Below are 2629 nucleotides of genomic sequence, written 5' to 3' on the forward strand. Positions count from 1 at the left end.
GTGATTAGATTATCTACGATGTCGCGAGCGTAATCAGTCGCGGGTGTGCCTTGACGTTTGATTTTACACGCTACACCTTGTTGTTCACCTCTCACAAAAATAACGTTGTGCTCAGGCTGAATGGTGTCTCGTGTATTGTGCTCTAATATTAGAGCATCATTGAGAATGACATCAGGTGTTGCTTGCTCTGTGCTCCACGGATTAACTGGCCACTCAGGCACAACTGAGACGGTTCTGGTTGTGTCGTTAATGTCCAATATCGCACCAATACTGCTGGCTACTTTTAGCAGTGCAGCCGCTGGCGTTAATCCTCGATACGAAAACGCCCCCTCTGGGATTGGGTAATCAATCATTTTGTTGTCTAACGTCCAACCTGTGTTATCTAAAATATCAGCCATAACTCCGGCGACCGTCTTATCAGTGTCATTAACGTAATTACGCTCCCGCTGATACGGTGCAGCCAGCTCTGCAAATCTTGAGCGTATCGATGCGCTATAGCTATTATTCGCAAACCGATTGCTTGTACTGGGTTGCTCACATATCACGATGAACTCATAGCCGTTAATGACCAGCTTTAACTGTTGGCCAATCGCACGCTCCATATCTATTCTGCTGCAAAACTTGATGTTGCCCGTTGCAGCAAACTGGCCACGTTGCCATGTGCAGCTGATATTGTTGATTAAAATTTTTAAATCATCACTTAGTCGATTGCAGCTGATTGAAGGTTGCATGATGTAATATCTCTGTATCTGTGGCTCTATTGGAATTTTAGAATCGATGGGGGGAATGTCATCATCTGAGCGAATTGGCCCACCAGGTAATCCCCAGTAGCAAACCTTTTCAAACGGTGACATTCTGAGTTTAACTATGCCTATCTGCGGGCTGGCATTCAGCGCGTTTTCAAACCGCACAATTACACGGCCCTTATGAGGGTGCTTTACTCGGTAGCAAATATATGCGCGTTCACTTGGCCCGTAATATATGCAAATTGCGGTTTCATGTTGCGATGCTTCCCGCCATATTTGAATCGTTTCAAATTGCTCAATTGCACCAGTGCTCCATTTTTGGACGTATTCATACATGACGGTTGGCATTTTATTAAACCAATTAATTGATGTTTGGCTCTCACTCGTCACCGGTTGAGCATACCAGCGTTGGTTCACATCAATATGCAGGGTGTCAGCGTTAGCCCAACCCAAAGAAAGAACGGTTTCATTTGAGCCAGAATTGCCGTATTGCAGTGCAGTCAGCACCTCAAAATTTAGATTGTTCGAGTACCCTATATCCCAAAATGCAGCAACCTCTTTATCTTCAACAGGGGGTGGAGTCGTACCATTAAAATCCAATATAATTGGGCTGATACTTCTCGACCTTGGCTTATAAAATTCAATTACTATCAATTGATGGCTCTCGAACGGCAGGCTCTACATTATCAACAACCACTGCGGCGTAGGTATTGGACAGATCGATACCCAGCACAATCAAAGGCTCTGGTGACTGACAAACAAAATCAAACGAGTTGTTAGTAGCCATAGTTTGCCCAGTCTTCGTCATAGTTGAGCGGGTGATAAACTGTATCAGTTGTCGAGCACCTTCAGGGCTACTACCTTCAACACTTCCTCGGACTTCTAGAACACTGAAGTTTGTATCTAATAACAGACTGTGCTTAGTTTGATGCGGTATTACTATGCTCATAGTATCGGCCACCGAGAATTATTAAAGTATAGATAGCCGCCCTCGTGCAGAAATGTAGATGACTGCTCCCTAGATGAGTGCACGGCAAATTCTAAATCCGGAAATGTGCCAATGACCTCATTACCTGAGTACAACCCAATGTTTGTCCATACATTCCAAAGAACTTGTCTTCCAGGGTTGCGCTTGCACGAACTTGGCCATACTGAAGTAAGTACATCATTAGTCATCGTGTTTGGGTTCGTTTTGATTGGGATTTTTGTTTTTACAACAAGCGGTGTGACACCTGAACCCCTATTAGATAAAAACTGTAATTCGTCATGGTCTAGCCAATTGGGGTTTGCAGCCAAACAAATATAGAGGTCATCAAAAGTCGCGCAATTTAGTTTCCCTATTACAGAAACCATTGAGTAACTGTTGTTCAGGTCTGCTTGCAGGAGGTAAGCTGTTTCTGAATTTGCCAACAACACCCATTTATTAGAGCGCTTATCAATACTTTGATTAGAATATTTTTCTTGCGGTATGCGAATGTGCCAATCAGCATAACTATGTGATGACACAGGCGTTTCTATATCTGTCCACGCATCAATAGCGCCAAGCAAGGCGGCTGAGTCTCGTAAATAGGTGTTGCGGCCATCATCATAGATTAAATAATACCACTTGTTGCTTGCAGGGCTAATGATTAGATTACTGAAGTTGTCGCTATGTTCGTGCAATTGCCAACCAGCACTAGGTTTACCGTCGTAGCCATTAACCAAGCATTTTAATAGTAGGTTTGCTAATGCCCCTTTATTTGTTGATAGCACAGGTGCACCTACATCGTCCCACTTATACATTTTAAATGCATTAGTCTTTACTCCCTCTAAATCCAAGCGTGGATTTGTCATATTTAATTTCGGTATGCCCGGGGCTTACCGAGCGTGTCAGCATAACTGGC

Annotated in this window: 3 protein-coding genes; all 3 read right to left on the reverse strand. The window is 43.6% G+C overall.

Features of this window, described 5'->3' with window-relative positions; translation table 11 throughout:
- Positions 1–1400, reverse strand: a 1400-nt coding sequence (locus L1D50_RS22575) for a hypothetical protein (protein ID WP_239966893.1), incomplete at its 3' end; no start/stop codon positions are given.
- Positions 1387–1695 carry a hypothetical protein gene (locus L1D50_RS22580; protein ID WP_095729129.1) on the reverse strand — a complete coding sequence of 103 codons (309 nt, stop codon included), beginning with the start codon at positions 1693–1695 and terminating at the stop codon, positions 1387–1389. The genes L1D50_RS22575 and L1D50_RS22580, both read right to left, overlap by 14 nt.
- The gene (locus L1D50_RS22585; protein ID WP_239966894.1) at positions 1692–2528 is read right to left on the reverse strand and encodes a hypothetical protein; all 837 of its coding nucleotides are present in this window, start codon (positions 2526–2528) and stop codon (positions 1692–1694) included. Before L1D50_RS22585 ends, L1D50_RS22580 begins: the two co-directional genes overlap by 4 nt.
- Positions 2529–2629: the final 101 nt, after the last annotated feature.

This window comes from Pseudoalteromonas sp. Isolate6 (assembly GCF_022398435.1).
In the GTDB taxonomy this organism is placed as follows: Bacteria; Pseudomonadota; Gammaproteobacteria; order Enterobacterales; family Alteromonadaceae; genus Pseudoalteromonas; species Pseudoalteromonas galatheae.

Excerpts from the sequence above, each read along its gene's own strand:
- L1D50_RS22580 (WP_095729129.1), bottom strand. The coding sequence starts at position 1,695 with ATGAGCATAGTAATACCGCATCAAACTAAGCACAGTCTGTTATTAGAT.
- L1D50_RS22585 (WP_239966894.1), bottom strand. The coding sequence starts at position 2,528 with ATGTATAAGTGGGACGATGTAGGTGCACCTGTGCTATCAACAAATAAA.